The organism is Thiemannella venezuelensis (assembly GCF_014203605.1).
In the GTDB taxonomy this organism is placed as follows: domain Bacteria; phylum Actinomycetota; class Actinomycetes; order Streptosporangiales; family Streptosporangiaceae; genus Planomonospora_A; species Planomonospora_A venezuelensis.
Genome location: NZ_JACHJJ010000008.1, coordinates 225751 through 247749, shown reverse-complemented (window position 1 = coordinate 247749; position 21999 = coordinate 225751). Strand labels below are relative to the sequence as shown.

Here is a 21999-nt window from a genome sequence, read left to right as displayed (position 1 = left end):
TGCAAGGCGTGCTTTGCGCGACGGGGATGAGCGGAGAGGGCCGGGGGTCTGTTGATCGAGATGGGAACGGTGTCGCCGGAGGTCAGGCGGGCGGTCACGAGCCGCGTGGACGACGACGACACGCTGAGGATCGAGTGGCCGGAGCCCGATGACGGAATCGTCGTCCTGCGGCACGCGGAGACCGGGCAGGAGCACCACGGCGCCGATCTGACCGGGCTCGCGGTGGGCACCTGGACGGTGTGGAAGCACGGCGAGCCCCTTGTCACCGACGACCCGGGATTCTCCCTGGACGGCCTGCTCGCCTACGCGGGAAGACCCCGCAGCAGGGAGGCCCGGGCGATGCGGACCGCGGAGGGGACCCTCGCCGTGCTGGTCCGCGAGGTCGAGCCGTACGTGGAGGTGACCCGGGTCCGCCCGCAGGACGGCGTGGTCGAGGTCGAGGGCCTGATCGCGTACGGCGAGCCGCTCGACGGCGAGCACCCGGCCGGGCTGGTGGCCGCGGCCAGGAAGGGCCCGGAGACGGCCGGCGCCGGGACCGTGGCGGGGCGCCGGTTCACCGGCACCGTCGCGATCGAGCCGCTGGCCGGGGAGCAGAGCAGGCGGCGGGTCTTCTGGGACCTGTTCGCCGAGATCCGCGGGGTACGGCTGCCGCTGGCCGCCCGGCTCGACGACGTCACGGACAAGAAGACCCGGGTCAGGTTCCCCGCGCAGTACGTGGGGCAGGTGCGGGTGCGGCCGTACTTCACCGACAGCGAGAGCCTGGCGGTCGCGTGCACGATCGAGGAGGAGAACGCGTGAAGATCTCCTTTCTGATCCTCAACGCCTACGGCATGGGCGGCACGATCCGGGCCACCTTCGACCTGGCCACCGAGCTGTCCGCCCGGCACGACGTCGAGGTGGTCAGCGTCTTCCAGCACGCCGACCGGCCCTTCCTCCCGCTGGGCGCGAAGGTGCGGCTCCGCTCGCTGGTGGACCTGCGGGAGGGGGCCAGGGTCCGCTGGCCGTACACGAAGCGGGCCGAGCGGCTGGGCGGGGAGCCGAGCGCGCTGATCCACCCCGAGGAGCGCGCCTACGCCTCCTTCAGCGCCTGGAGCGACGAGGTGCTCCGGCGGGAGCTGCGCCGCCTGCGCACCGACGTGCTGGTGACCACGCGGGCCGGGCTCAACATCATGGCCGCCCGCTTCGCCCGCCGCCGGGTCGTCACGATCGCCCAGGAGCACCTGCACTTCGAGGCCCACCGGCCCGGGCTCTTCGAGGAGATCAGGCGGTGGTACCCGAAGCTGGACGCGGTCGTCACCCTCACCGAGGCCGACGAGCGCGACTACCGCGGCATGCTCGACCGCACCCGGACCGAGGTGTTCACCATCGGCAACGGCCTGGCCGGCGGAGCGCGCCCGCTCTCCCGGCAGGAGAACCGGATCGTGCTGGCCGCCGGGCGGCTGGTGCCGGTCAAGGGCTACGACCGGCTGCTGAAGGCGTTCGCCCGGGTCGTCGAGGTCCGTCCGGACTGGCGGCTGCGGATCTACGGCGAGGGCCGGGTGAGCGACAAGCTGGTCCGGCTGGCCGTCAAGCTCCGCCTGCACAACAACGTGGTGTTCATGGGCCCGACCGGCGACATCGAGGGCGAACTGGCCAAGGCCTCCATCCACGCGGTCAGCTCCCGGTTCGAGGGCTTCGGCATGACCATCATCGAGGCGTTCGCCTGCGGGGTCCCGGTGGTCAGCTTCGACTGCCCGCGCGGGCCGAGGGAGATCATCACCCCGGGGCACGACGGGCTTCTCGTCCCGCCGGACGACGTCGACGCCCTCGCCGAGGGGCTGCTCAAGATGATCGACGATGAGGAGGGCCGCCGCCGGATGGCCGCCAACGCCCTGGAGACGGCCCGGGACTACGACATCTCGGCGATCGCCGGCCGCTGGGAGGATGCCCTCACCGAGCTCGCCCGCTGAACTCCGCCGGCCGGGTTCCCGCCAGGACCGGTTCGGCGCAGCCGGGGGTGTCCCGACGGGCTCGCGAGGGCTCCGAGGGCTTCCTCCGGGGCGTGCTCCTGCGGGAAGCGCGCTTTCCGGGGGCCGGACAGTGAGGGAAGTGCGGCACGCGGAGCAGCAACCGGGCCGGTGCGGCGTCTCTGTGACGTGACCATGTCATTGACGGGGACCACCCCGGAGCCCGAGATCGAGCTGCTCTCCCACGGGGAGCCGCTGGCCAGGGACCGCGTGGACGTCGCGGCGCTGTTCGCCGAGCACCACCTCGGGCTCGTACGGCTGGCGCTGCTCATGGTGGGCGACCAGCCCACCGCCGAGGACGTCGTCCAGGAGGCGTTCGCCCGGACCCACGCCGGATGGCGCCGCCTGCGCGACCCGGACAAGGCGCTGACCTACGTGCGCTCGGCGGTCCTGAACGGGGCCCGCTCCGTGCTGCGCCGCCGGGCGGTCGCGTTCCGGCGGGCGGCGCCGTACGAGCCGCCGGTCTGGTCGGCCGAGCACGCCGCGCTGCTCGGCGAGGAGCGCCGCGAGGTGCTGCTCGCGCTGCGCGGGCTGCCCGGACGGCAGCGCGAGGCGCTGGTGCTCCGCTACTACCTGGACCTGTCCGATCTGGAGATCGCCGAGACCATGGGGATCGGCGCGAGCACCGCCCGGTCCACTCTCGCGCGCGGCCTGGCCGCGCTCGCCCGGAAGCTTGGGGAGGAATCATGACCGCCCGGAACCGACCGCACGATCCGCCCGCCTGGAACCGCGCGTCCGCCACCGAGGAACGGCTGCGCACGGCCCTGTCCGCCGCCGCCGGGGTCGCGGTCGAGGTCCGCCCGCTGGCGGCGGTCCCGGCCCGCCGCCGGATCCGGCTGCCGGTGATGCTCGCCTCGGTCACGGCCGCGGCCGCCGCGGTGGCCGCGATCGCCTTCGTGGCCGTACGGCCGGCACCGGGTGTCTCCGCCCCGGAGCTGACGGAGGAGCACATCATGACCATGGCCATGTCCGGGACCACCTCGGATCAGGCGGACTCCGTCGATGTCTCGATCTTCCTCTGCAAGCGCGTCGACCCCTTTCCGGAGTGCGAGGAGGGTGAGGCGACGGAGGAGCGGAAAGCGGAGATCCGGCGGACGCTCGACGCCTTGCCGGAGGTGAAGTACGTCCACTTCGAGGACCAGCGGGTGGCCTACGAGAGCTTCAAGGCGGAGTACAGGGAGAACACTGTGCTGATGGGCGCGATCCAGGTGGAGGACATGCCGGAGTCCTTCCGCGTCCGCGTCGTGGATTCCGCCGACCGCCAGATGATCGGAACGGTGGAAGAGGCCGTGCAGGGGCTTCCCGGCATCTCGAACATCGTCAACCGGTTCTGCCTGCTCCACAAGGAAGAGTGCTGATCCGGGACGGTCGCCGGACGGGATCGCCGTCCACAGGCTGTGGACGGCGATCCCGGCCGCGGGCGAGGAGGCCCCCGGGCATTCGCGCCTGACAAGAGGCGGCTCCGGGCATTCCCGTCGGCCGTGGACCGCTCTGTGGACTGTCCCGGATTGTGAGCTATCCCACCGGGACGGCAACGGCGCGTAGTGTGGGCGTGAGCCGTACCCCGAGCTTGGTCTGGGAGCCGCATGAGCATGATCATGGCCGTGAGCTTCGCCCGCTACGGCAGGCTGTACTACCTCGATCCCGGCGGGCACAGTCCCAAGATCGGCGACAAGGTCCTCGTGCCGACCGATGCCGGGCCCGAGGTGGCCGAGTGCGTGTGGGCGCCGCAGTGGACGAGCGAGGAGATCGGCGGGCTGCCGGTCTGCGCGGGCATCGCCGGTGAGGAGCACCTGGCCCGCGACGAGAGCAACAAACGCCGCCGCGCCGAGGTCAGGAGCGTCGCCAAGCGGCTGATCAGGCGGCACACGCTGCCCATGAAGATCGTCGGCGTCGACTACCTCGACGCCGACAACGTCTACACCGTCTACTTCTCCGCCCCGCACCGCGTCGACTTCCGCGCCCTCGTCCGCGACCTGGCCCGCAACCTGCGCGCCCGGGTCGAGCTGCGCCAGATCGGCCCCCGCGACGAGGCCCGCCTCCAGGGCGGCATCGGCCCCTGCGGGCGCGACCTGTGCTGCGCGACCTTCCTCAAGGACTTCGAGCCGGTCTCCGTCCGCATGGCCAAGGACCAGGACCTCCCGGTCAACCCGATGCGCATCGCCGGCGCCTGCGGGCGGCTGATGTGCTGCCTGAAGTACGAGCACCCGCTCTACATGGAGGCGAACCGCCGGATGCCGCGCTCCGGCACGAAGGTGGACACCCCCGAGGGGCCGGGCACCGTGATCGGCCGCAACGTGCCCTCGGACTCCGTCGTGGTCCGGCTGGAGGAGGGCGGACGGCGCTGCGCGTGCCCGTCGGCGTCGGTCTGCTCGCCGCGCAGGCAGCACGACGCGATGTACGGTGAGGCGGTGCCGGTCGCCGAGAGCGGCCCTGAGGAGTAACCGGGACGACGTCCTCGGCCGTCGGGCGCAGTCCGCGGGAGCGACCGGGCGGCCCGCTCCCGCTCCCGCGGTCGGGCTCGGCCGCCGGTGACTGTGCGTCACCCCGGAACCGGCGGCCTTCCCCGGTCCTAACCGTCGAGCTCGACGACTCCGATGACATCGGACACCGGGATCGTGCCGTCTCCGAGCTCCTCGTGGCGGTACCTCGAGTCCAGAGAGATCCTGCGGTGGTCGCCCTCAAGCCAGAGGCGCCCGGTGGGGATCGTCAAGGGCCCGAAGGGCTCGCGGTAATCATTCGGGTACAGGTGGGTTTCGTCCATGGGCCTGCCATCCAGCAGGTGCCTGCCCTGTGGGTCGCAGCACTGCACCGTGCTTCCCGGGACGCCGATGACACGCTGGATGATGAACCCGTTGACCCCCCACTTCGATGCATCGAAGACGACGATGTCGCCGGTCTTCGGGACGTAGTCGCCGTCGACCGTCCGGGCGGTCACCCGGCTGCCTTTCTTGATCGTCGGCTCCATCCCCTCGCTGCTCATGGTGTAGGTCTCTCTGCCCATGATCTTGGAGGTCACCTGATCGACCGGGAAGCTGCAGCCCGAGAGTGCTGTGGCCAGGGAGGCGGCGACGAGGAAACGGAGTCGTGAGATCGGCACCCCGCCATTATTGATGATTCATAGATCCGTAGATGCTTGCCGGAGCCCCGTGACGGATCGCTGTCGTCTTCCGCCGGGCGGGGCCGTACGGGGAAAACCGGTTGTCCGCGGAGAGCGGGGCTCGCCATCATCGGCGCATGAGATTCGCGGCCATCGGCGACATCCACGCCGACTTCACCCTGGCCGACGCGATGATCCGGCAGTACGCGGGTCCCGTCGACGCCGTCTTCAGCGTCGGGGACGCCGAGCCGAGCCGAACCGCGACGAGGCCGAGAGCCTCGGCGTGGGCGGCCCCGCCAAGTACCGCAAGGTCGGCGACTTCCCCCGGTTCGCCGCCGGGCTGCAGGCCATGAGCGCGCCGGTGCACTTCATCGGCGGCAACCACGAGCCGTGGCCGGCGCTCGACGCGCACGGCCCCGGCGAGTGGGCGCCGGGGTTCCACTTCCTGGGGCGGTCCGGCGTGACGGAGGTCGCCGGGCTCCGGGTCGCGTTCCTGTCCGGGATCTACTCGCGGTACTTCAGCGAGCCCGACGAGCCGCCCGCGGTCACGCCGGAGCGGCTGAAGGAGTACGGCTACTTCACCAAGCCGCACGTCGACCGCGTCCTCGCCCAGGCGCGCGGGAAGACGGTCGACCTGCTGATCACCCATGACTGGCCCGCGGGACTGTCCTACCGGCACCACGGCAAACTGGCCGTGGGCTGCGACCGCATCCGCATGCTGACCGAGACCCTCAGGCCGCAGGTGCACATCTGCGGGCACATGCACGTGCCCTTCCGGGAGCGGATCGGGTCCACGGACGTGGTCTGCCTGTCGCAGGTGAGACACGGTGTGGACCCGGCCGACACGGTCGCCGTGCTCGAACTCACGCCGGACGGAGTCCTGAGGGAGGCCTCCCCGGCACGGGCCTGACGTCCCCGGGACGCCTACCGGGAACGGCCCGGCCGCGGCGCCGTACCGGAAAGACGGGTGGTCACCGGATCCCGCAGGGTTCCGCGCGTAGGATGCGACAGATGCCGACCTGGTCAGATGTCCTCCGTACGGCCGCCGCCACCGCGCTGGCCCTGTCCGTGACGGCGTGCTCCGGGGCGGGCCGCACCGCCTCCGGGCTCGACTGGGCCGACTGCGGCGACGGGTTCCAGTGCGCGGAGCTCGCGGTCCCCCTCGACCACGACGAGGCGGACGGAGAGAAGATCGGGATCAGCGTGATCCGGCTCCCGGCCTCGGGCGAGCGGATCGGATCCCTCCTGGTCAACCCCGGCGGCCCCGGCGCCTCCGGGGTGGAGTACGCCCGCAGCGCCCGTTCCGTGGTCGGCGAGGCGGTCCGGGAGCGGTTCGACGTGGTCGGGTTCGACCCGCGCGGGGTCGGCGGCTCCGAGCCGGTCCGGTGCCTGCCGCCGGAGTCGCTGGACGACTTCGTCGGCCTGGACGGCTCGCCCGACTCGCCCGGCGAGGCCACCGCGCTGGAGGAGGGCGCGCGGCGTTTCGCCGCCGGGTGCCAGGCCCGCTCGGGCAGGTTGCTGCCGCACGTCGGCACCGCCGACGCCGCCCGCGACATGGACCTGCTGCGCGCCGCCCTCGGCGACGACCGCCTCACCTACCTCGGCAAGTCGTACGGCACGCAGCTCGGTGCGGCCTACGCCGACCTGTTCCCCGGCCGCGTCCGCGCCCTCGTCCTGGACGGCGCCGTGGACCCCTCGCTCCCCCCGCTGGAGATGTCGGCGGCCCAGGCACGGGGCTTCGAGACGGCGCTGGACGCGTTCCTCGCCGACTGCGTGAAGGCCGAGGACTGCCCCTTCGGGGGCTCGGCGGCCTCCGCCAGGAAGGAGGTCGCGGCGCTGCTCCGGCGAGCCGACCGCGAGCCCCTGAAGAACGCGCTCGGCGACGGCCGCTCGATCGGCGAGGCCTGGACGACCTTGGGCATCGTCACCCCTCTCTACGACCGGGAGAGCTGGCCGGTCCTCCGGTCGGCGCTGGCCGAGGCGCTGGAGGGTGACGGGACGACCCTTCTCCGCCTGGCCGACATCCTCCTCGACCGCCGCGAGGACGGCACCTACGCCAACCAGACCGAGGCCGGCCTGGCCGTCACCTGCGCCGACGCCGTCTTCCCCGGCGACTCCCGGGCCTACGCGGAGGCGGCCCGCGAATCCGCCGGGACGGCGCCGCTGTTCGGGCCCTTCGTCGTGTGGGGGTCGCTGCCGTGCGCGTACTGGCCGGTGGAAGGCGAGGCTTCCGGGCAGAAGTTCGACGCCCCCGGGGCACCGCCCATCATGGTCGTCGGCACGACCCGCGATCCCGCCACGCCGTACGAATGGTCCGAGGCGCTGGCGGGCCGGCTCTCGTCGGGGGTTCTGGTGGGGTTCGAGGGCGACGGGCACACCGCGTACCTGACCGGCTCGGACTGCGTGGACCGCCTGGTGGACACGTACCTGATCACTCTCGCCGTCCCGGAGGACGGGACCCGGTGTCCCGAGATCGAGTGATACCGGGGCGCGAACATCACTCCGGACCCTGTAGACTCCTACCAGTCATGCGATCCATGCGTGGCACGCCGCCTTAGCTCAGTCGGCCAGAGCACTTCACTCGTAATGAAGGGGTCTGGGGTTCGATTCCCCAAGGCGGCTCCGCAGGTGAAAAGGCCCTCCGGGATGATCCCGGAGGGCCTTTTCCGGTCCTGTGCACCGGTCAGCGGTGGTCGTCCTCCTTCAGTCCGACGACCCGGCGCGGCGTTCGGAGATCTTGCCGTCGCGCATGACGAACACCTCCGCCCTGGACATGCGCATCCCGCCGCCCGCGGCCCGCTTCACCGTCCCGGTGAGTTCCGCCATGACGACGTCGTCCTGCTCGACCATGCGTACCACCTCCAGGTGGGGAGGGCCGACGAGCTCGGACGGGCCGTCGATGGCCTTGTCGTAGGCGTCTTTGCCGGTGAGGTGGAAGGCTCCGAAGGTCGCATTCCGCAGGGGGAGAATCCGGGACGGATTTCCAGGCGAGGCCTGATCTCCGAGAGAGGAGTCCGGCACGGAGATTGTTTCCGGAAAGCGCTTGGGATCACATCAATGAGGGTTCCCGCGCTCATGCGGGACGTCTCCTAAATGGTTTGCCCGCAGCTGGCGGGCGCTGGGATGCTCGGCCGTGCAGGAGCCGAGAGGAGACCGCGAAATGGTCGTCACCGCGTCCGGCAAGCCGTCCGAGCCCGCGCCGGAGGTCCGCACGGCGGCCGGCGTCCTCCGCGGTGGCAGGGAGGCGGGCCTGGCTGTCTTCCGCGGCGTCCCGTTCGCCGAGCCGCCGGTCGGCGCCCTCCGCTTCGCCGCGCCGCAGCCGGTGCGCGGCTGGGACGGTGTGCGCCCGGCGGTCGCGTACGGCCCGCCGCCCCCGCAGTCCGGCGTGCTCGGGGTGTCCCAGGACACCTCCGGCGACGACTGGTTGACGATCAACGTCTGGACGCCGGAACCGGATCCGGCGGCGGCCCTCCCGGTGATGGTGTGGATTCCCGGCGGCGGTTACGCCATGGGGAACTCCGGCCTCCCGGAATACGACGCCGGGCACCTGGCCGGGAGCGGGATCGTCGTTGCGACCCTCAACTACCGGCTCGGTGTCGAGGGTTTTGCGCAGATCGGCGGTGCCCCGGCCAACCGGGGGCTGCTCGACCAGGTCGCGGCCCTGCAGTGGGTGCGGGACAACATCCGGATGTTCGGCGGCGACCCGGGCCGGGTCACCGTTTTCGGGCAGTCGGCGGGCGGCGGATCGGTTGCCGCGCTGCTCGCCACGCCGCGCGCCGCCGGGCTCTTCGAACCCGCAGAGGGCGGGGGGTCAACGATCCCTCCGGGACGGAGCGAAGCGCTCCTGTCCCAGAACGGCGAGCAGTTGCAGCTTCTCGTGGCCCTCGGTGCGCGGGGGAGCGGTGAGCACGAGCAGCGCCTGAGACTGGTCCTCCGTGAACAGCGCCTGGCAGTCCAGCTCTATGGGGCCGAGTTCGGGATGGACGAGCGTCTTGTGGTCCTCGAAGCGCTTGGCGACCTCGTGCCGGTCCCACAGCTCGGCGAATTCCGCGCTCGCCTTCCGCAGCGCCCGGACGAGCTCGCCGGCCCGGGACTGGGAGCCCATCGATCCATAGGCGGCGCGCAGGTTCGCGACCTGGGCGCGGCTCTGCCTGCCGCGGTCGTCCTCGGGGTAGCGCAGCCGCTCGGAGGGGTCGGTGAACCAGCGGTAGATGCTGCTGCGGGCGAGACCCGTGTAGCCGGACTGGTCGCCGAACAGGGAGTCCGCCAGCCGGTTCTGCACCAGCGTCTCGCCCAGGTTGGACAGGATGAGCGCGGGGGTGTCGTCGAGGCGGTCGAGCACCCGCAGCAGTGCGGGGGCGACGTGCGTCGCGGCCGTCGCCGGCGCCGGGGGGTTGTGCCCTGCCACCTGGAACAGGTAGCCGCGCTCGTCGCCCGTCAGCCGGAGCGCGCGGGCGAGCGAGGCGAGCATCTGCTCACTGGGCCGCGGGCCGCGCTGCTGCTCGAGCCGCGTGTAGTAGTCGGTCGACATCGCGGCGAGGGCCGCCACCTCCTCGCGCCGCAGGCCCGGGGCCCGGCGGCGCGCGCCCGCGGGGAGACCGACGTCCTCCGGGCGCAGCGCCTCGCGGCGGCGGCGCAGGAAGTCGGCGAGTGCTCTGCGATCCATGGGTTCAGTATCCGCCCCGTGTCCGGGGACCGATCACCGCGAACCAGGGATCGCCGATCCCTGGATAGGCGCTCTCTGCACCCGCCGCGGCCGGCGGCCCAGAGTGGACGCATGCAGATCTCAGGAAACACCATCTTCATCCCGGGCTCCACGAGCGGCATCGGCCTCGCCCTCGCAGTCGAGCTGCACGCCGAGGGGAACACGGTCATCGTCGGCGGCCGCCGCGCCGACCTGCTCGAACGGATCGCCGCGGAGCACCCCGGCATCGACACCGTGCAGATCGACACGACCGATCCCGGGAGCATCGCCTCCGCCGCGAAGGAGGTGCTGGCCAGGCACCCGGACCTCAACGTCCTGGTCACGATGGCCGGCGTCATGCACATCGAGGACTGGCGCAGGCCCGAATCGTTCCTGGCCTCGGCCGAGTCGGTCATCACGACCAACCTGCTCGGCCCGATCCGCCTCATCGCCGCGTTCGTCGAGCACCTGCAGGAGCAGCCGGACGCGACCATCGTCACCGTCTCCTCGGGTCTGGCGTTCGCGCCACTCAAGGTCACGCCGAGCTACAACGCGTCGAAGGCCGCGATCCACATGCTCAGCGAGTCGATCCGGCTGCAGCTCGCCGAGACGACCGTGAAGATCGTGGAACTCGAGCCGCCGTCCGTCCGCACCTCGCTGCTGCCCGGCCAGGAGGACAGCGAGTTCGCGATGCCGCTCGAAGATTTCGTGGCGGAGGTCGTCGTGCTGCTCCGGACGCAGCCCGACGCGAAGGAGATCCAGGTGGAGCGCGTGAAGTTCCTGCGTTACGGCGAGGCGCGCGGTGACTACGATCAGGTCGTCGAGACACTCAACGCGCTCGACCCTCACGGCAGATGACCGGACACGTACCGTCGACGCCGGGTCGAGGCGCCCCGAACCTCCGGGACAGGCCCTCCGCCTCCGGGGGGAAACGAACCGGCGGATCGGCCTGCGCGGGCGCCGGTGACGCCGGTGCCCGCCACGGGCGGCCTGAGTGGCCGACGCATTAGTCTGATTCCGGGACGGCTCGGACGGAGGCGCGGACGCAGATGAGCGAGACCGATCCGCACATCCACGTCGAGCAGCAGGTGATGCGGGCCGGTGCCGCCTACCGCAACCTGATCGTGTCGATGCTGGGCCGCGCGCCCGACGCGCCGGGCGTCGTCACCACCGGTTGCGGGCTCCGGGTGCCCTATGCGATGACCTCTCCCCGCCCGGAGAGCGTGACCTGCCTCGCCTGCCGGGAGCACGCCCGCCGGGAGCACCTGCGCTTCGCCGACCAGGTGGAGCGCCTGGGCCGGATGCCCGGCGCGCCCTTCACCGGCGACCAGGCGGCCGAGGCCGCGCGATGGGCACGGGACATCGCGGAGAGGTTCTCCGGTTAGTGCGGTGACCACGCGACGGTCAGGGCGGGCGTCCTGACGCGGACGCCGTCGGGGTGCCTCAAACTGATTTCCAGGTGGGTCGCAAGTGGCCGTCCCTATCGTCGGCCGCATGTTGTGGCCATTCCTGCTCCTCGAGACCGCGCCGGCTCTGATCATGTACTGGGGGCTCAAGGCCTCGTTGAGAACGCGGCGGGCCATGGCGGCGTCGCGGAGGACGCGCGGGTCGGTGCTCTCCCTGGACACCTGGAAAGGGTCCAAGGGGCAGGCGCGCACCTATGCCGTGCTGGAGTTCACGACCCCGGCCGGGGAGAAGATCGAGACCCGCTCGGAGCACGTCATGCGCGGGCGCAGGGAACCCGGCTCGGCGGTGAACGTGTGCTACCTGCCGGAGGAGCCCACGAGGGCGTGGATCGAGGGCGAGGCGGAGGCGGTGGCCGTCCGCACACTCCTGTCCGCTCTCGTCCTCCCCATTGGGTGGACGGTGGTCATGGCCTGGTACACCTTCATCGAACTGCCGGGTTAGCGAGCGAACCGGCGGTGGCTCCGCCGCCGCTGCGGCCACTACCTGCGATCCGACGGTCCGGGGCTCCGGGGCCGCCCGGTGACGGTCCGGGCGCGGTCCGGCCGGGAAAGTGTCGCCGGTGCCTGCTTGGATGCGGTGAACGGCGGCCAGGACCGGCGTTCACCGGCTGAAGGGGAGAGCATGCGATCGTCAGAGCGGCTGTGGCACCTCGCCGGGTCGTACGGCATGGGCGAGGAGTTCATGGCCGCATGGGTGGAAGGCCTGGAGACGTGGGAGGCCGCCCGGCTGATGGGAGTGACCATGGCCGATGTCGACGACTCCGCCGACTGCTCCTGGAGCGTCCTCCAGGAGGAGATGACGGCCGGCGAGGGGCCGCCGGTGATCTGGGCCGGGAAGCTCACCGGGAACTGGATCCAGATCGTCCAGGTCCGCGGCCACACCTGTGCGGAGGCCCTGACCGAGCTCTCGTACGGCGGGCGGGCGTTCTCGGTGAGCTGGAGCTTCAACCGCCCGGGTGAGCTGGACTACGCCGTCAACGGGCGCCGCGCCGCCGGCTTCGGGATCGGTGATCCGGGAGAGCGGTGGGGGGACACGCCCGATGCGCTCGACCCCTACATGCGGGGACTGCGGTTCGACATGAGGGAGTCCGCCTGGGAGGACGATCCTGAGCTGCCGCCGGGCCTGCTGGAGTACTACGCGTGGGAGGAGGCCCGCGAGGAGACCGGAGAGGACTACTGCGACGCCGACATCCCCGAGGAGTGGTGGGATTTCGTCGAGCTCGCGCACAACGGCTACGACCCGGCGGGGGCGGAGTGCCGCACCTCGCTCCTGGCGCTCGTCGGCCGGGTGACGGGCCGGGAGCTGGACAGGGAGTGGATGGCCGGGGAGCACACCCGCTATCCGGTTCGCGAACCCGCATAGCGGGCTGCGGGGCCGGACGGGTCACCTCCGCCCGCGATCACCCCCGGCGCCCCGCCGTACCGCTGGAAGAGCACCCGGAGCCCTCCATGAGCCGCAATCACATCTGAAGACGACTGATCCGGTGCGGGGAACCGCCCGCGCCGTCGGGACCGCCGGGTGCCGGGATCAGGCGGGAACCAGGCCGTGGGCCTCCGCCAGCAGTTCGATGGAGCGGAGCCAGGCCTTCCGGTCCGGGGCCGCGGAGACGACGATCAGCTCGTCGGCCTGGGCGTGCCCGGCGAACCGGACGAGGTAGTCCTCCACCTCGTCCGGGGTGCCGACGGCGGAGTACGTGGACATCTTCAGGATCTGCTGCCCGGCCGGGGAGGCGAGGATCAGGTCGGCCTCCTCCGGCGTGAACGTCCGGTCCCGGCCGAGGAACAGGCCCACCCGCCTGCGCTTGGCGGTCAGGAACTGCGCCTGCGCCTCCTGCGCGGTGTCGGCCGCGATGACGTTGACCCCGGCGATGACGTACGGCTCCGCGAGCTGTGCGGACGGCCTGAACTCGCGCCGGTAGACGGCGACGGCCTCCTGGAGCGCGTCCGGGGCGAAGTGGGAGGCGAAAGCGTACGGCAGGCCGAGCGCGGCGGCGAGCCTGGCCCCGAACAGCGAGGAGCCGAGGATGTACAGCGGCACGTCCGTGCCCTTGCCCGGCGTCGCGTCGACGCCCGGGATCCGGGACTCTCCCGTCAGGTATCCCTGAAGCTCCAGGACGTCCTGCGGGAAGTCGTCCGCGGACGCCGGGGTGCGGCGCAGGGCCCGCATGGTCTGCTGGTCGCTGCCCGGCGCCCGGCCGAGGCCCAGGTCGATCCGGCCCGGGTGCAGCGTCTCCAGGGTCCCGAACTGCTCGGCGATGGTCAGCGGGGAGTGGTTGGGGAGCATGATCCCGCCTGCTCCGAGGCGGATCGTCCGGGTGTGCGCGGCGACGTGCGCGATGAGCACGCTGGTCGCCGAGGAGGCGATGGTGGGCATGTTGTGGTGCTCGGCGTACCAGATCCGCCGGTAGCCCAGCTCCTCGGCGCGCTGCGCCATGGCCACGCTCGCGCTCAGGCTCTCGCCCGCGGTCTCGCCCTCGCCGATGTACGCCAGATCGAGGATGGAGAGCGGGAGAGCCATGGGGAGCGAGCCTTTCGCGACGGAAGAGGAGCATGCGGCGCGACCGCGGGGCCGCCGCCCCGGTGCACGCGGTGCAACAGCGGGGGCGCCGCGGTTATTTCAGGGCGATCGCGGCGGCTTCCGGTCCCGCACGGCGCTGGTCGGCCCCGCTGGAGGACCCCGGTGAGGAGGCCGAGGACGGTGAGGCGGCGCGGCGGGCCGGTGAAGGGGCCGGTGAAGGGGCGGCGGGAGGGACCCTCCGGAGCCGGGCCGCCGGGGCCCTGTAAAGTCATGGCCGACCGGGAAGTTCCGTACGGGTCCATCCGTTGTGACTACGGGCGACGCCCAGACTTCCGAGGCGGGATGCGAGGACGCATCCGCGCAGGCCACGACGTGAGGAGAAGGACGCGAGCATGCCGTTCCCGCCTGCCGCATCCTGTCCGCCGTGACCCCCTGATCCGGCGATCCGGGCCGCTGCCCGCCGTCGCCGGTGACCCGGGTCCTCCCGCCGTCGCCGATGATCCGGGCCCCTTCCGGGCCCCGGTCCCCGTCCAGACTTCCGCCCGCCGGCCGGCGGGTTGTTCCGGCACGGCCGCCCGCCGCGCCTTCCTCCTGCGCGTCCCACCCGGCCGGGATCCGCCCCAACCCCTGAGGTCACCCGTTGCACGCCGTACAGATGTCGCTCTCCGCCCGCCTGCGCTCCTTCCGCCCGGCCTGGCTCTCGCCGAAGGTGGCCCGTACCGAGGTCCTCGCCGGACTGGTGGTCGCGCTCGCGCTGATCCCCGAGGCGATCTCTTTCTCGATCATCGCCGGGGTGGACCCGAGCGTCGGGCTGTTCGCCTCCTTCACCATGGCCGTGGTGATCTCCATCGTGGGCGGCCGTCCCGCGATGATCTCCGCCGCCACCGGGGCGATCGCCCTCGTGGTCGCGCCGATCTCCCGCCAGTACGGTCTCGACCACCTGATCGCCACCGTCATCCTCGGCGGGATCATCCAGATCGCCCTCGGCGCGCTCGGCGTGGCCAAGCTGATGAGGTTCGTGCCGCGCAGCGTCATGGTCGGCTTCGTCAACGCCCTCGCGATCCTGATCTTCATGGCGCAGGTCCCCGAACTGATCGACGTCCCGTGGGCGGTCTACCCGCTGGTGGCCGGGGGACTGGTGCTGATGGTCCTCTTCCCGCGGATCACCAGGGCGGTGCCGGCGCCGCTGGTCTCCATCGCCGCGCTGACCGCGATCACCGTCGGCGCCGGGATCGCCGTGCCGACCGTGGGCGACCGGGGCGTGCTGCCCTCCTCGCTCCCGGGGTTCGGCCTGCCGGACGTGCCGTTCACCATGGACACGCTGGCGCTCATCGCGCCGTACGCGCTGGCCTTCGCCCTGGTCGGCCTGATGGAGTCGCTGATGACCGCCAAGCTGGTCGACGACATCACCGACACCCGCTCCAGCAAGACCCGCGAGTCCGTCGGCCAGGGCGTCGCCAACATCGTCACCGGCTTCTTCGGCGGCATGGGCGGCTGCGCGATGATCGGCCAGACCATGATCAATGTGAAGGCGAGCGGGGCCCGCACCCGGCTGTCGACCTTCACCGCCGGCGTCTTCCTGATGATCCTGTGCATCGTGTTCGGGCCGTGGGTCTCGCAGATCCCGATGGCCGCCCTGGTCGCGGTGATGGTCCTGGTCTCGTTCGGCACCTTCGACTGGCACTCGGTCGCCCCGGCCACGCTCAGGCGCATGCCGTACGGCGAGACCATCGTGATGGTCACCACCGTCGCCGTCGTGGTCGCCACCCACAACCTCGCCGTCGGCGTGGTCGCCGGCAGCGTCGCCGCCATGGTGATCTTCGCCCGCCGGGTCGCCCACCTCGCCGAGGTCACCTCGGTCACCGACCCCGAGGGCGGCCACGTCATCTACGCCGTCACCGGCGAGCTGTTCTTCGCCTCCAGCAACGACCTGGTGTACCGGTTCGACTACGTGGGCGACCCGGACCACGTGGTCATCGACCTGTCCGACGCGCACATCTGGGACGCCTCCTCGGTGGCGGCGCTGGACGCGGTGGAGACCAAGTACGCCGCCCGCGGCAAGACCGTCGAGATCGTCGGCCTGAACAGCCCCAGCGCGCGGATCCACGGCACGCTCAGCGGGGAGCTCAACGCCGGTCACTGAGAACGCGGATCGTTCGGTGGGTCCGCGGTACGGCCCGGAGCCGGGGGTGCTCCCTCCGCCCCGTGGTGATGGCGGCGGTCGCGGACCTCTTGCCGCGCCGCCGCGTCGATCGGGAAGGCCGGGGCCGCCCGGCTCCCGGCGGCACGCCGGGAGCCGAACGCCCCGGCCCGCCACACGGAGATCGCGGAAGATCGAGGCCGGGGTGATCGAGAGATCTCCGGCATGCAGGTCCTTCCCGGTCGCCGGACCCCTCACCGGAGCCCTCTTCGTTCGGCGATCGTGATACGCCGCTGCATACCGGACCTCGCGGCGGATCCTAGCCGACCACGACCTGCGACCGGATCATTCGCAGTGGTGCGGCCTCGTGTCGCAGTCTGTGGGCTCGTAGTCGGGGAAGGGGGGGAAGTCGTAGATGTGGTGAAGGAGCGACCGGGCACCTCCGCCGTCCAGGGTCGCGGCCGCCGCGGGACCGGTGCCGAGGAGCTGCGCGGCACCGATCGCGAAGAACGCGGCCGTGATCATTGCGGCCGTGCGCTTCCTGCTCATGTGGACATTCCTTTCGTCGTCGAACACGAGCGATGATCTCCGGGCGGCCTTGTAGATCACTTACCAGCCGCTGGGAGTCGTCCGTCCTCCGGTAGCGGTCCCTTGCAGCCTCTGCCCCGATCCGCCCGCGCGGCGCCGCCGCCGATCCCCCGTGCGCCCCCCGTGCGGCCGCCCGCCGCGGCGGGCCCGTCATGGAAAGACGGCGCCATCTTGACCTGCTCCCGCTTGCTCCCGCCCCGCCTCGGAGGTGGAGTCGGTAGTGACGGCAACGAAGGAGGAGGGTCTCATGAGCTTCGTTCAGGTCATCGAGTTCGACACCCAGCGCGAGGAGGACGTCCAGCGGCTGATGGACGAGTGGAGGGAGACGACGGCGGGGGAGAGCACGGCCACGCACACGACGCTCACCCGCGAGCACGGACGGCCCGGCCACTACGTCACGATCGTGCAGTTCCCCTCCTACGAGGAGGCGATGCGCAACAGCAGGCTGCCGGAGACCGACGAGATGTCCCGCCGGATGCAGGAGTTGTGCGACGGCCCGCCCCGCTTCCTCGACCTCGACGTGATCCGCGACGAGGACCTCTGACCGGGGACCGGCGCGGGCGGGCCGTACGGTCGGCTACCCGGGGAGCGAGGGCCGGGGCACGGTGATGCTCGCGGGGCCCCGCAGGTTGACGTGCTCGCGGTACGGCGGCGGGTCCTGCAGCAGGACCGGCCCCGGCAGGCGCCGGACGAGGCGGGTCAGCGCCAGCCGCGCCTCCAGGCGCGCCAGCGGCGCGCCCAGGCAGAAGTGCGGACCGAGCCCGAAGGCCAGGTGCCTGATCTCGGGGCGGCAGGGGTCGAAGGCGTCCGGATTCTCGTTCGCCTCCGGGTCGCGGTGCGCGGCGGCCAGCAGGAGGACCACCATGGCGCCCCGCCGGAGCCGTACGCCGGAGAGCTCCATGTCCTCCGCGGCCACCCGGGCGGTGATCTGCACGGGCGGGTCGTACCGGAGCGTCTCCTCCACGACGGCGTCTGCGAGTCCGGGGTCCCCGCGCAGCGCGCTGAAGTGCTCCGGGTTGCGCAGCAGCGCCAGCGCGCCGTTGGCGATGAGGTTCACGGTCGTCTCGTGCCCCGCCACCAGCAGCAGGGCGACGATGGAGACCAGCTCGTCGTGGCTGAGGGAGTCGCCGTCCTCGCGTACCGCGATCAGCGCGGAGACCAGGTCCTCACCCGGCCTGGCCTGCCGCTCCCCGACCAGCTCGTTCAGGTAGACGTTCAGGGCGAGCAGCCCCTGCAGCGACTCCTCGGAGGGCGGGGCCCCGAAGCCGTCGATCAGCCGGGTCAGCCGGGAGGACCACTCGCGCACCTGCTCGTGGTCGGACGCCGGCACGCCGAGCATCTCGCAGATCACCGTCATGGGCAGCGGGTACGCGAGGTCCTCGACGACGTCGAACGCTCCGTCCCGCTCCATGGCCCGGTCCAGCAGTCCGTCCACCAGCTCCGAGATCCGCCCGGTGAGCCGCCCGACCCGCCGGGCGGTGAACGCCGCCGACACCAGCCGCCGCAGCCGCGTGTGGTCCGGCGGGTCGAGCGAGAGGAACCACCGCTGCCGCACCGAGGACGGCGCGTCGGCCGGGAGCAGATCGCCCGGCCGCCGGTTGCGGCCGCGCTGGCTGCTCATCCGCGGGTCCCGCAGCACCGCCTCGCACTCCCGGTAGGTGGAGAGCACGATCCCCGGGGCCTCCCCGCCGCCCGGGTCCAGCACCGACGGGCCGAGCTCCCGGATGCGGGCGTAGACCGGATAGGGGTCGGGCCGCGCCGCCGGATCGACCAGCATGCCGATCAGGTCGAGGATGCCGTGGTCCCGTGCGGTCGCCGTCATGCCAACTCCAGCCGGAAGACATCGGGTTCCCCTCATATTCGGGCGGATCCGGCTGAACCTCAAGGCTCGGGATCGCCGGTCGTCCCACCGGAGGGCGAGGGCGGCAGCCGTCCTGGAGCGGGCCGCCGGTCTGGCGGTACGGCTGCCGCCGCGCATGTGGGACGCGGGGGATCCGGCTCGATGTGCCGGGACGCCTGAGCGAGCATGGTGCCGGCGTGCTCCCGGCTCGGCGGTACCCGCTCCAACCGGCCGGCGGCCGGCATCGCGTCGATCCGGTCGCGTCCTTGCATCCATCTCACGTTGTGCTCCGGTTCCGGATCAGGGGGTGGAGGGGCTTGCTCCGCAGGGACGTCACGAACGGGTCTTCCAGGTCGGTGGCCCACGACGCGGAAGAGATCCGGCTGATGTCCACCTCGCGGCCCAGAATCCGTTCGGCTTCTCGCGCCGCATCGTAGAGTTCGTCCTCATCGGCGGATCCCACGACAAGGACATCGACGTCCCGGGGGATCGGCCCGGGACGGTTCGCATGCCGGGCGGCCCAGGAGCCGTAGATGTACGCCTCCTCGATGCCGGGAATCGACTGGAGGAGGGGCGGCAGGACGGCTGCCGGACCGAAGGCCACCGCCAGCAGATCGGTGAGTGGCCTGGCGACGATCGTGTCGGTGTCCGCGCGGATGAGACGGAGGTTGCCGTGCCGTCTCTCCTTGGTCAGCCCGGCCGCGGCGAACCGGTCGGCTTCGCGGCTCACGGTCGGCTGGGACGCGCCCGTCCGCCGGGCGAGATCGGTCGTCGAATATTCATCCTCCGGATGGAGGTACAGCCAGGCGAGCAACTCGCCGACGGTGTTGGATCGGAGCAGGGGAAGCAGCAGAGGCGGAAGTTCCCTCATAGATGAATAGTACTATGCATCCATAGCATGCTTGCTACTCGGAGTGGTCAACCCGATTCGCAGTGCTCATGTTTTCGGAAGTGTGATCGCTGTTATGGGGTGATATCGAGAACTCTGCTGCGTCGTACCCGTGGAAAATCCGGATGTCAGTGGCCGAACCGGCATGTACCCTGCGCGGGGACTTCAGAGAGAGGTAAGCGCAGTGGGACACGTCGAGGTCGCTCATCTGACGTACGTGCTGCCGGACGGCAGGCCGTTGCTGGACGATGTGTCCTTCCGGGTCGGCGAGGGCGTGAAGGCGGCGCTCGTCGGGCCCAACGGGGCGGGCAAGACGACGCTGATGCGGCTGGTCGCGGGGGACCTGCAGCCGGTCGAGGGGAGTGTCGCGAGCTCCGGCGGGCTCGGGATCATGCGGCAGTTCGTCGGCGGCATCCGGGACGGGCGGAGCGTGCACGACCTGCTGGTCAGCGTGGCCCCCGAGCGGGTACGGCAGGCGGCCGGGCGGCTGGAGGCCGCCGAGCTCGTGATGATGGAGCGCGAGGACGAGAAGGCGCAGATGCGCTACGCGCAGGCCATCACGGACTACACCGACGCGGGCGGCTACGACATCGAGGTGCTCTGGGACACCTGCACCATGGCGGCCCTCGGCGTGCCGTACGACCGGTGCAAGTACCGCGAGGTCAACACGCTGTCGGGCGGCGAGCAGAAGAGGCTGGTGCTGGAGGCGCTGCTGCGCGGGCCCGACCAGACGCTGCTGCTGGACGAGCCGGACAACTACCTCGACGTGCCCGGGAAGATCTGGCTGGAGCAGGCGCTGCGCGAGACGCCCAAGACGGTGGTGCTGGTCAGCCACGACCGGGAGCTGCTGGCCAACGCGGCCGACCGGATCGTCACCGTCGAGTCGGGGAACGTCTGGGTGCACGGCGGCGGCTTCCGCACCTACGCGCAGGCGCGCAAGGAGCGCAACGAGCGGCTCGACGAGCTGAAGAAGCGCTGGGACGAGGAGCACGCCAAGCTCAAGCGCCTGGTCAACATGCTCAAGCAGAAGGCGAAGTACATGGACACCATGGCCGCCGCCTACCACTCGGCCCAGACCCGGCTGCGCAGGTTCGAGGAGGCGGGGCCGCCCGAGGTGGCGCCCCGCGACCAGCTCATCAGCATGCGGCTCAAGGGCGGCCGGACCGCCAAACGGGCGGTGATCTGCGAGGGGCTGGAGCTCACCGGGCTGATGAAGCCGTTCGACCTGGAGATCTGGTACGGCGAGCGGGTCGCGGTGCTGGGCTCCAACGGCTCCGGCAAGTCGCACTTCCTCCGGCTGCTGGCCGGAGAGGAGGTACGGCACAGCGGCGTGGCCCGGCTCGGCGCGCGGGTCGTCCCCGGGCACTTCGCGCAGACCCACGCCCGCCCCGAGCTCGTCGGCCGGACGCCGTGCGAGATCGTCATGACCGAGCACGCGAGGCTGAAGAACGAGGCGATGAAGGCGCTGGCCCGCTACGAGCTGGCCGGGTCGATCGCCGAGCAGCGCTTCGAGACGCTCTCCGGCGGGCAGCAGGCGCGGCTGCAGATCCTGCTGCTGGAGCTGTCCGGGACCACGCTGCTCCTGCTGGACGAGCCGACCGACAACCTGGACCTGGCCAGCGCGGAGGCGCTGCAGGAGGGGCTGGACGCCTTCGACGGGACCGTGGTCGCGGTCACCCACGACCGCTGGTTCGCCGACGACTTCGACCGCTACCTGGTCTTCGGCTCCGACGGGCGGGTGTACGAGTCGCCGGAGCCGATCTGGGACGAGACACGGGTGGTCCGCAACCGGTGACCCGGGATCCCTAAAGAGTTCGCCTCGGCGCGGCGCGTCCGGGCGGGGGGCACCCGGCCGGGGGGTTATGACGGCTGGGTGACGCACAGCACTCGGACCGCCGGCGCTCTCGCCGCGCTCCTCCTCGTCGCGTTCTCGGGCGCCGGCTGCTCGGGCGAGGAGCGGCAGGACACGCCGGAACTCAAGCCGCTCGCGGTGAAGGAGCAGGTCTCCTCCGTCCTCAAGGGCGGCGACAGGTACGACGGCTACGTCGTGAACTGGGCGGGGGTGCTGAGCAACCCCAACCCCTGGCACTTCGGCGAGCACGTGGTGGCCACGGTGGTCGGCAGGGACGCCAAGGGCAGGGAGGTCGTCCGGATGGACCAGCCGCTGGACGCGGTCCCTCCGGCGGGGTCGCTCTCCTTCACCGGGCAGGCGCTCGCGGAGCGCAGGCCCGTCGACGTGACCATCGAGTACCGCCCGGCCGAATGGCGCCAGGCGGGCCGGATCGTCTCGGCGTTCAGGCCGTTCCCGATCTCCGGCGTGCAGACCGCGCGGAACGAGGACGGCTCCTACGTTGTCACCGGCTACGTCGGCACGCCGTACCGGCTCCCGGCGGGCACCCTGGCGGTCACCGCGCTCCTGCGCGACTCCGCGGGCAGGCTGCTCGGCGGCGGGAGCACGTTCGTGGACGACGTCCAGGAGGGCGGCAGGCGCCGGTTCGTCCTGGACGTCGAGAGCGTCGCCGACACCAGCAAGATCGCAAAGGCCGAGCTGGTCGCACGGACCTGGGGATCGAGCAGCCGCCCCTACGAGGAGCTGGCGCTGGGCGGTGCGATCCCGATGCACACGGTCAAGCCGACCACGTCCCCGTTCACGAAGGACCGCGGCCGGCAGGCGCCGCCCGGAGAAGACGTCCGGCCGTGACCGTGAATTCCGACAAATAGCCGTTCATTCATATTTATCGGATTAATGTCGGTCGATGATTTTACTG

At 71.5% G+C, this 21999-nt stretch carries 22 protein-coding genes, 1 tRNA gene and 1 pseudogene; 17 read left to right on the top strand and 7 right to left on the bottom strand.

Annotated elements, in window-relative coordinates:
• Positions 1-60 precede the first annotated feature (60 nt).
• From FHS22_RS14955 to FHS22_RS14935, 5 genes are all read left to right on the top strand, one after another.
• Positions 61-798: a hypothetical protein gene (locus FHS22_RS14955; RefSeq protein WP_184942072.1), complete on the top strand. Its 738-nt coding sequence runs from the start codon at positions 61-63 to the stop codon at positions 796-798.
• The gene (locus FHS22_RS14950) at positions 795-1949 is read left to right on the top strand and encodes a glycosyltransferase family 4 protein (protein ID WP_184942070.1); all 1155 of its coding nucleotides are present in this window, start codon (positions 795-797) and stop codon (positions 1947-1949) included. The genes FHS22_RS14955 and FHS22_RS14950 overlap by 4 nt, the downstream gene beginning before the upstream one ends.
• Before the next feature lie 192 nt (positions 1950-2141).
• The gene (locus tag FHS22_RS14945; RefSeq protein WP_184942069.1) at positions 2142-2696 is read left to right on the top strand and encodes a SigE family RNA polymerase sigma factor; all 555 of its coding nucleotides are present in this window, start codon (positions 2142-2144) and stop codon (positions 2694-2696) included.
• Entirely contained in the window at positions 2693-3364 is a 672-nt protein-coding gene (locus FHS22_RS14940; RefSeq protein ID WP_184942067.1) for a permease-like cell division protein FtsX, read from the top strand. The genes FHS22_RS14945 and FHS22_RS14940 overlap by 4 nt, the downstream gene beginning before the upstream one ends.
• Positions 3365-3592: 228 nt before the next feature.
• Positions 3593-4450 (top strand): PSP1 domain-containing protein, encoded by an 858-nt coding sequence (locus FHS22_RS14935; protein ID WP_377296379.1) that lies wholly within the window; start codon positions 3593-3595, stop codon positions 4448-4450.
• A 128-nt stretch (positions 4451-4578) separates the two neighbouring features.
• Here FHS22_RS14935 and lepB read toward each other — a convergent pair whose 3' ends face one another.
• Positions 4579-5106 (bottom strand): signal peptidase I, encoded by a 528-nt coding sequence (gene lepB, locus FHS22_RS14930; RefSeq protein WP_184942066.1) that lies wholly within the window; start codon positions 5104-5106, stop codon positions 4579-4581.
• A gap of 283 nt (positions 5107-5389) precedes the next feature.
• Between lepB and FHS22_RS14925 the strand changes: the two genes are divergently transcribed.
• From FHS22_RS14925 to FHS22_RS14915, 3 genes are all read left to right on the top strand, one after another.
• A complete protein-coding gene (locus FHS22_RS14925; RefSeq protein ID WP_184942065.1) occupies positions 5390-6016 on the top strand; it encodes a metallophosphoesterase in 627 nt (208 codons plus the stop codon).
• A gap of 101 nt (positions 6017-6117) precedes the next feature.
• On the top strand, positions 6118-7587 hold the full coding sequence (locus tag FHS22_RS14920; protein WP_184942064.1) for an alpha/beta hydrolase: 1470 nt from the start codon (positions 6118-6120) through the stop codon (positions 7585-7587).
• A gap of 67 nt (positions 7588-7654) precedes the next feature.
• Positions 7655-7728: transfer RNA gene (locus tag FHS22_RS14915), tRNA-Thr, on the top strand.
• An 81-nt stretch (positions 7729-7809) separates the two neighbouring features.
• On the opposite strand, the gene FHS22_RS14910 is transcribed toward FHS22_RS14915, so the two are convergent.
• Positions 7810-8127 (bottom strand): nuclear transport factor 2 family protein, encoded by a 318-nt coding sequence (locus tag FHS22_RS14910; protein ID WP_221473644.1) that lies wholly within the window; start codon positions 8125-8127, stop codon positions 7810-7812.
• A gap of 139 nt (positions 8128-8266) precedes the next feature.
• Between FHS22_RS14910 and FHS22_RS39245 the strand changes: the two are divergent.
• Positions 8267-8887 (top strand): annotated as a pseudogene (locus tag FHS22_RS39245) (carboxylesterase family protein); the annotation flags it as partial.
• Positions 8888-8917: 30 nt separating this feature from the next.
• On the opposite strand, the gene FHS22_RS38035 reads toward FHS22_RS39245, so the two are convergent.
• On the bottom strand, positions 8918-9772 hold the full coding sequence (locus FHS22_RS38035; RefSeq protein ID WP_184942133.1) for a helix-turn-helix transcriptional regulator: 855 nt from the start codon (positions 9770-9772) through the stop codon (positions 8918-8920).
• A gap of 111 nt (positions 9773-9883) precedes the next feature.
• On the opposite strand from FHS22_RS38035, the gene FHS22_RS38030 reads away from it, so the two are divergent.
• The 4 genes from FHS22_RS38030 to FHS22_RS14880 all read left to right on the top strand — a co-directional run bounded on the left by FHS22_RS38030 (position 9884) and on the right by FHS22_RS14880 (position 12619).
• Complete coding sequence (locus FHS22_RS38030; protein ID WP_184942131.1) at positions 9884-10648, top strand: SDR family oxidoreductase; 765 nt, start codon at positions 9884-9886, stop codon at positions 10646-10648.
• A 191-nt stretch (positions 10649-10839) separates the two neighbouring features.
• Positions 10840-11175, top strand: coding sequence for a hypothetical protein (locus tag FHS22_RS14890; protein WP_184942063.1), 336 nt, complete (start codon positions 10840-10842; stop codon positions 11173-11175).
• Between the two features lie 109 nt (positions 11176-11284).
• Positions 11285-11698 (top strand): DUF3592 domain-containing protein, encoded by a 414-nt coding sequence (locus FHS22_RS14885; RefSeq protein ID WP_184942062.1) that lies wholly within the window; start codon positions 11285-11287, stop codon positions 11696-11698.
• A gap of 180 nt (positions 11699-11878) precedes the next feature.
• The gene (locus FHS22_RS14880) at positions 11879-12619 is read left to right on the top strand and encodes a DUF6461 domain-containing protein (protein ID WP_184942060.1); all 741 of its coding nucleotides are present in this window, start codon (positions 11879-11881) and stop codon (positions 12617-12619) included.
• A 165-nt stretch (positions 12620-12784) separates the two neighbouring features.
• Here the strand turns inward: FHS22_RS14880 and FHS22_RS14875 are convergent, their stop codons facing one another.
• A complete protein-coding gene (locus FHS22_RS14875) occupies positions 12785-13774 on the bottom strand; it encodes an LLM class flavin-dependent oxidoreductase (RefSeq protein ID WP_184942059.1) in 990 nt (329 codons plus the stop codon).
• 655 nt (positions 13775-14429) lie between these two features.
• Between FHS22_RS14875 and FHS22_RS14870 the strand changes: the two genes are divergently transcribed.
• Positions 14430-15917 carry a SulP family inorganic anion transporter gene (locus FHS22_RS14870; protein WP_184942130.1) on the top strand — a complete coding sequence of 496 codons (1488 nt, stop codon included), beginning with the start codon at positions 14430-14432 and terminating at the stop codon, positions 15915-15917.
• Between the two features lie 342 nt (positions 15918-16259).
• Here the strand turns inward: FHS22_RS14870 and FHS22_RS14865 are convergent, their stop codons facing one another.
• Complete coding sequence (locus FHS22_RS14865; protein WP_184942057.1) at positions 16260-16463, bottom strand: hypothetical protein; 204 nt, start codon at positions 16461-16463, stop codon at positions 16260-16262.
• 286 nt (positions 16464-16749) lie between these two features.
• Here FHS22_RS14865 and FHS22_RS14860 point away from each other — a divergent pair, with 286 nt between their 5' ends.
• Positions 16750-17046, top strand: coding sequence for a hypothetical protein (locus tag FHS22_RS14860; RefSeq protein ID WP_184942055.1), 297 nt, complete (start codon positions 16750-16752; stop codon positions 17044-17046).
• Positions 17047-17079: 33 nt separating this feature from the next.
• Here the strand turns inward: FHS22_RS14860 and FHS22_RS14855 are convergent, their stop codons facing one another.
• On the bottom strand, positions 17080-18324 hold the full coding sequence (locus FHS22_RS14855; protein ID WP_184942053.1) for a cytochrome P450: 1245 nt from the start codon (positions 18322-18324) through the stop codon (positions 17080-17082).
• 295 nt (positions 18325-18619) lie between these two features.
• A complete protein-coding gene (locus tag FHS22_RS14850; RefSeq protein WP_184942051.1) occupies positions 18620-19213 on the bottom strand; it encodes a MarR family transcriptional regulator in 594 nt (197 codons plus the stop codon).
• Positions 19214-19415: 202 nt separating this feature from the next.
• On the opposite strand from FHS22_RS14850, the gene FHS22_RS14845 reads away from it, so the two are divergent.
• Both FHS22_RS14845 and FHS22_RS14840 read left to right on the top strand, forming a co-directional pair.
• Positions 19416-21026 (top strand): ABC-F family ATP-binding cassette domain-containing protein, encoded by a 1611-nt coding sequence (locus FHS22_RS14845; RefSeq protein WP_184942049.1) that lies wholly within the window; start codon positions 19416-19418, stop codon positions 21024-21026.
• A gap of 78 nt (positions 21027-21104) precedes the next feature.
• Positions 21105-21932 (top strand): hypothetical protein, encoded by an 828-nt coding sequence (locus FHS22_RS14840; protein ID WP_184942047.1) that lies wholly within the window; start codon positions 21105-21107, stop codon positions 21930-21932.
• The last annotated feature ends 67 nt before the right edge of the window (positions 21933-21999 follow it).